Raw genomic sequence first — 5,716 nt, forward strand, 5'->3', positions numbered from 1 at the left:
GCCCAGTCGGGGGCCGAGCTCATGATGGTCAGCAGGACGATGCCGGCGACGATGCTCTGCCACAGGTAGAGGCCGAAGCGGGCGAGCAGCCGGTGCGCGATCGCGTAGACGGCGAGGGAGAGCAGGGCGGCCCCGGCGAACACCGCGGCCAGCGCCAGGTGCCGGTGGTGGTGGAAGAACTTGGAGTACAGGACCAGGTAGAAACCGAAGAAGACGAGGACGAACGCGGTACAGACCGCGAGGATCGCGGCGGGCGGCCGGTAGCCGGCGCGCCCATCCCAGGTCCGGGGCGGGTCGAGGCGCCGCAGGAGCGCGGGTATCGGGCTGCGCTCCGGGGGCCGGGCGCTGTCCGCGGGGTGGATCACGTGCTTGTCCTGACGTTCGTTCTTCGCGTGGCCGCCGGGAAGGCGGCCTCACTCGTGGTGGTGTTCAGTTGGCTCGTGAGTCTGCCCTACGGCCTCGGCTCGTCAGGAGCGGCATCGTCGCGCAGTCGCGGCGGGAGAGGCGGCGGTGCCATCGGCCGCCGGCCGGGAGGGCGCCGGCACAGGCCCGTTCCAGAGCGGTGAGGAAGGCCTCGGGACGCTGGGGGGCAGTCGGTGGCCACCGCCGGGGATCACGTGGAGGCGGGCGGTGGCGATCTGCGCGGCGAGCCGCAGGGCGTGGATGGGCGGGATGGTCTGGTCGTTCTCGCCGACGAGGATGCGCACCGGGATGCGTCCGAGGGCCTCGAGCTGATCGGTGACGTCGTGCTGCATGAGGGCCTTGAACCAGCGCGCGGCGTGGTCGATCGGCGGTTGGGGGTAGGGGCGCGGTCGGACGAGTTCGCGGATGCGGTGGGCCGGCAGCGGGGCATAGATGCACGCGGCGGCCATGGCGTGGCGGGTAAGGCTGATCAGGCGCTTCAGCGGCGGGTGCTGGGGCCCATGAGGTCGAGGCCGCCGCTGGTGCTGGCGGCGAGCAGTGCGGCGATGACCTTGCCGCCGATGAGGTGGGGTGCTCAGCGGCGAGGGCGAGGATGGCCATGCCGCCCGTGGAGTGGCCGGCCAGCAGGACGGGCAGCCGGCCGGGGGCGGTGGCGGCGATGACGGCCTTGAGGTCGTGGGCGAGCAGGGGGGATGGAGAGCTGGGCTCTGCCGCTGGTGGAGTTGCCGTGTCCGCAGCTGCACCGTTCGCGGCGTTTGCGCGCTGTGGCACGGCGGGCTTCCGCGTCCGCGCGGGAGGCTCCTCGTCCCAGGCCCCGTCGGAGACGACCTCGGAGGAGGTGAGGACGGTCTCCCCGTGAGTTCCGCCGGGGCCCCGTCTGCCGGCCAGCGCCGAGCCGCCCGCTGTACTCCCGCCGGCGTGGAGGGGGCGTTCGCCTCGCGGGTGCTGCTCGGTCCGGTCATGTCTGGCTCCCGTTCCTTCTGCGGGGACGGTTTGAGCTGTAGTCGGCACGGCGGCGGTACTCGGCGGACTTGCAGGGTGGGCAGGGTTGCTGGCCGGCCCGCAGGTGGCGGCGGTAGGCGGCGGGGGTGCCGCAGGGCTTGAGGTGCTTCTTGTGGCCGCGGTCCTGCCAGCCGGCCGGTGGGTGTCCTGCTGCGGCGCGTTCGGCGCTGGTCTCGCCGCCCCAGGTGCCCCACTCGCGGTTCTCGCGGGCCTGGGTGCGGCAGAGGGCGGCAAGGGGGCATCCGGCGCAGACTGCCCTCGCAGTGGGGGCTCTGGCGTCGTCATGGAAGATCTCCGGGTCGGCGCCGACGCAGGGAGCGGGGGCGTCGGGGTGGGCGTGAGGCGCGGCGCTCATGCCGTTCGCCCGGCGATCAGGGCGGCGGCAAGCAGGCGCAGCAGGGCATCGCGCTGGTCGTAGAGCGCGTCAAGCTCGGGGTCGGTGATGGTCGAGGCGGTCTGCCGGGCAAGTCGGTCCCTGTCGGAAGTCGGGGCCGGGAGCTGCTGCTGGGTGTCGGTGTTCTTCACAAGGGCGCTGCTTTCGTTTCGCGGTGGCCTGGTCATGCGGGGCGGGTCCGGGCACGGCCCTTACTCTCCAGGTGGGCGCGCAGGGCGGCCTGGTATCCGGCCGAGGCCGTCTCTCGGGTACGGACCGGGGCCTCAGTCGGGGGGCGGGCCGGGAGGGGGGCGCCGATCTGGGCGACGGTGCGCCGGTAGCCGTCGCATCGGTCGTCCGGGGTGCGGGGCTGCGCGGGGGGCGCGGGCGGCGGGGTGGAGGCGTTCCTCTCCATCGCTGCGCGGATCTGGTGGTACTCGTCGCGTCGGTCTTCAAGGCTGCGGACCGGCGCCGGGGGCGGCGTGGCCACTGTGGTCGCGATCCCAGCTCGTGCCCGGCGGTGGCCGGCTGATGCGGTCTCACGGGTGCGGATGCCGCCACGTGGCGCGGGTGCGGAGGGTTGGGGAGCAAGTTCAGCGGGTGCGGGGGTGCGTGAACCGACGGGGAGGACCCGGATCTGGCGAACAGCTTCGGTGCCGACTGCGGCGTTGGCCTTGCGGATGAGCTGGGCGCTGATCAGACGGGCCTGGGTGGCCCAGGCGTTGGTGTCCGGGACGAGGTCGAGCCGGCCGGTGGCTTCGTCGAAGGCCACCGGCCGGAGGTGGTCGGCAATCTCCGGTGTGGCGATGGTGTGCCACTGGTCCATCACGGATCCGCCCGCTGCGGGGGTCTCCCATCCGCGTTCGGTGATGAGCCGGGCCAGTGCCTCGCCGAGGCCCAGGGGGTCGCGACCGTCACGGCGCGTGGCCGGACGGCGCTTGGGGGCCTGCTTGGCCGACGTGCTGGACCCGCGCTTCTTGGCGGCCTCCTTCGCAGCGGCCAGGGCCACGCGGGCGAGGTCGACTCCGGTGGGCTCGTCGGCGCTCATGCCGGCCTCCAGCTGTGCACGATGGTGCGGCCCAGGCGCGACAGGCGGTTGGTCCGGTCGACCAGGGCGGAGGTGAACAGGCGGCGGGCGTACGTCTCGCCGCAGGCCTGGACGGTGGCGCGGATCAGGTCGGGGTCCTTGAGTGCGGCGGTGCGCAGTTCGATGACCTCGTCGCGGGTGAGCTGCGTGAGGTCCACCAGCCCGTCGTCGCCGACGGCGAGGTCGCGCTCACCGGCCGCCGGGGTGGCCGGCTGCTGCAGCTGGGCGAAGGCCGCCTGGACTTCGCGGGCGACAGCGCGGCTGGACGGGCGGCGGACATCGTCCTGCTCCCAGTCGGTGTGGCGGTCGTGCTCCGCGGGGCGGGAATCGCGCCAGTGGTCCACGATCGCGGCGCGCTTGGCGGGCGTGTCGTACAGCAGGTGGGCGCCCTTGAGGCGACTGGCGAGGAAGCCGGAGGGGCGGTGGACGCGGCGGGCCGGGGCTGCGAGGCCGACGACGGCGATCACCTCGGCGGCGCTCCAGCCGGCGTCGGCGACGTGGCGCACGATCCAGGCGATCCTCGGGACGGCTGCGCGCCCGAGCCAGCCGACCTGCTGGATGAGCTCGGCGGCGAGCTGGTAGCGGCGGCCGATCGCGTTCAGCTTCCGGTGTCCGGACTTCTTCGGGGTGGGGGACTTGTGCTGCCCGCTGGCGAGCTTGCTCTCAGAGGGAGTAGGGAGATCACCCGCAGTAGAAGAACTAGAAGTACCAACCACCATTGGGGTGCAAGACGACCTTCCCGAAGAGAGCTTCACCGGGCGGCGGTTGGTGCGCTTTGTCCGCTTCTTTCGAGTGGAGCGGCGGGCGGCCTTGTGCAGCTCCTTGAGCAGCGGGACCTTCTCCGGGCAGAAGCCGCGCACGGAGCGGATCAGGGTGTCCGAGGGGCCGGTGCGCAGGCCGGCGGCGTCGTCGAAGACCTGGGGGATGGTGCGTTCGAACTCGCTGGCGCGGCCGCCGACTCCGCTCACGCGGGTGCCCTTGGAGCGGTAGGTGAGCAAGCCGCTCTCCCTCAGCATGGCGAGGTGGTACTTCACCGTGCGTTCCGACAGCTTCAGCCAGCCGACCAGGACGTCGACACTGGGGCGGCACTCGGTCAGGTGGGCGATCACCTTCGCCATGCGCAGGGTGGTGTCGCCGAACTTCTTGGGGCCGTGGGTGCGCTCGGAGGTGTACGGGCCGTACTTGTAGAACCAGTACACGGCCTCGAGCCATGCCTCGCCGCTGGGCGCGATGCGTCCTCCGGTGGTGGACATCCACTGGCCGGAGGAGGGCACGCGGTGGCCGGCGACGTCGTGCACAGCGGCAGGCGGCGGGGCGGCCGGCCGGGGTGGTGCAGGGGTCGTGGGCACAGGGGTTCCTGGGTTTTCGGGGTGCGCGAAGTAGACCCGTGGCTGTTCGGGCCTGAAAGTCGGGTGGGCGTTCGGCGGGCGGCGCCGCGGTCAGCAGTCGAGCGAGAACGTCATCTGAACGGGCTCGGCGCTCTCTTCCGGCTCGCTGGGCTGGGCAGGCGAGGAAGGCTTCGCGCCGGCCTGACCGGGAAGGGCCCGGGTGCGGGCTCGGATCGCCTGGACGCGGGCCGGAGTGCGGCACACGATGCGCGGGTTGGCCGGGTTCTTGGCTTCCTCGGCGACCAGGGCCTGCAGGCGGCGGACGTTCTTCGGGGAGAGGTTGGGCACGGCGTGGCGGACGCGGAGGTAGCTGGCGCCACGGGTGAGCATCTCGATGGCGATGAGCTCGGCGCGAGCGCGGTCGACGTTGTAGACGGGCCAGAGCCGCGCCGGGAGGACAGTGACCTCCTCGGTCGTCTCCTCCTGCGGGTCGCTGTCTTCGATCACTAGGCACCGCCCTTGGCTGAGACGAGGTCCGCCTCGACGACGACCCGCTTGGAGTGCCCTGTGGCCGGCCAGCAGGTGACGAGGGTGAGCTTCGCCTTCGTCGGGGTGGCGTGGGGCTGTCCGGGGACCTGCGCGATCACGTTCACGTCGGTCGGCGCGACGGTGCGCACGCGGGTGACGGTGTACGTGTAGGTGAGGCGGTGCGCCGTGGTCACCTGGATCTCGGCGCCGGGCTTGACGCGGTCGATGTCGCGGAAGGCCGGGTCGGCGACGCCGGAGCGGTGGCCGGCCAGGGCGTAGTTGCCGATCTGGCCGGGCTGTTCGGTGTCCGGGAAGTGGCCGATGCCTGCGCGCAACTGCTGGTCACCCACCCCGTCGTAGACGGGCTGGGCCCAGTCCTTGCCGAGGGCGGGGATGCGCAGGACCTCGCCGATGGGGCCGCCGGGGCCGCTGCCACTCTTGCCGCCGACCGCGTGCTCGCCGTCGGCGGCCGGGTTGTGGGCGGTCCAGTCGGACAGGGTGCGGTTGGCGGCGTCGCGGGACTTGCCGGTGTTGTCGGGCGCCTTCGTGGCGCCAGCGGTGGGGGCGGCGGAGGAGGTCAGCGGGTCCGGGCTCTGCGGGGCGGCCGAGGTCGCGGCAGGCGAGGTCGCAGCGGCGGCCGGGGTGCGGTCGCCGTCGTAGTGGCCGGTCTGGACCCACAGCAGGGCGGCGAAGGTGAGGCCCGTGGCCGCCACGGCGGCGACCGTCAGGCGGCGCCGGGCGGGATGGGCCGGGGCGGGCTCACGGGCGAAGGTGGCGTCGTCGGACTCGGAAGTGCGGGTCGTGCGGGGCATGAGTGATTCCTGCGAGTGAGAGCGGCTCGGGCCGGGCGGGGGGGGGGGGGGGGGGGGGGGGGGGGGGGGGCCCCCCCCCCCCCCCCCGGGGGGGGCGGCCGGCGCGGGCGGCCCGGGGGGCGGGCGCGCGGGGGGGGCGGCGCGGGGGGGGGGCGGGGGCGGG

At 73.6% G+C, this 5,716-nt stretch carries 8 protein-coding genes; all 8 read right to left on the reverse strand.

Annotated features, from left to right (window positions below; all coding sequences use genetic code 11):
• On the reverse strand, positions 1 to 365 hold a 365-nt coding region (locus tag ACFYOJ_RS36120; RefSeq protein ID WP_388598626.1), incomplete at its 3' end, for a hypothetical protein.
• A gap of 102 nt (positions 366 to 467) precedes the next feature.
• Positions 468 to 872: an alpha/beta hydrolase gene (locus tag ACFYOJ_RS36125; protein ID WP_356559494.1), complete on the reverse strand. Its 405-nt coding sequence runs from the start codon at positions 870 to 872 to the stop codon at positions 468 to 470.
• Between the two features lie 509 nt (positions 873 to 1,381).
• Positions 1,382 to 1,780 carry a WhiB family transcriptional regulator gene (locus ACFYOJ_RS36130; RefSeq protein WP_356559496.1) on the reverse strand — a complete coding sequence of 133 codons (399 nt, stop codon included), beginning with the start codon at positions 1,778 to 1,780 and terminating at the stop codon, positions 1,382 to 1,384.
• On the reverse strand, positions 1,777 to 1,950 hold the full coding sequence (locus ACFYOJ_RS36135; protein ID WP_356559498.1) for a hypothetical protein: 174 nt from the start codon (positions 1,948 to 1,950) through the stop codon (positions 1,777 to 1,779). Before ACFYOJ_RS36135 ends, ACFYOJ_RS36130 begins: the two co-directional genes overlap by 4 nt.
• Before the next feature lie 32 nt (positions 1,951 to 1,982).
• On the reverse strand, positions 1,983 to 2,846 hold the full coding sequence (locus ACFYOJ_RS36140; protein ID WP_388598628.1) for a DciA family protein: 864 nt from the start codon (positions 2,844 to 2,846) through the stop codon (positions 1,983 to 1,985).
• Positions 2,843 to 4,234 carry a winged helix-turn-helix domain-containing protein gene (locus ACFYOJ_RS36145; protein WP_388598630.1) on the reverse strand — a complete coding sequence of 464 codons (1,392 nt, stop codon included), beginning with the start codon at positions 4,232 to 4,234 and terminating at the stop codon, positions 2,843 to 2,845. Before ACFYOJ_RS36145 ends, ACFYOJ_RS36140 begins: the two co-directional genes overlap by 4 nt.
• A 90-nt stretch (positions 4,235 to 4,324) precedes the next feature.
• A complete protein-coding gene (locus ACFYOJ_RS36150) occupies positions 4,325 to 4,720 on the reverse strand; it encodes a hypothetical protein (protein WP_388598632.1) in 396 nt (131 codons plus the stop codon).
• Positions 4,720 to 5,553 (reverse strand): sortase, encoded by an 834-nt coding sequence (locus ACFYOJ_RS36155; RefSeq protein WP_388598634.1) that lies wholly within the window; start codon positions 5,551 to 5,553, stop codon positions 4,720 to 4,722. The genes ACFYOJ_RS36150 and ACFYOJ_RS36155 overlap by 1 nt, the downstream gene beginning before the upstream one ends.
• Between the last annotated feature and the right edge of the window lie 163 nt (positions 5,554 to 5,716).

Origin of the sequence: Streptomyces sp. NPDC006384 (assembly GCF_042870695.1) — a bacterium.
In the GTDB taxonomy this organism is placed as follows: Bacteria; Actinomycetota; Actinomycetes; order Streptomycetales; family Streptomycetaceae; genus Streptomyces.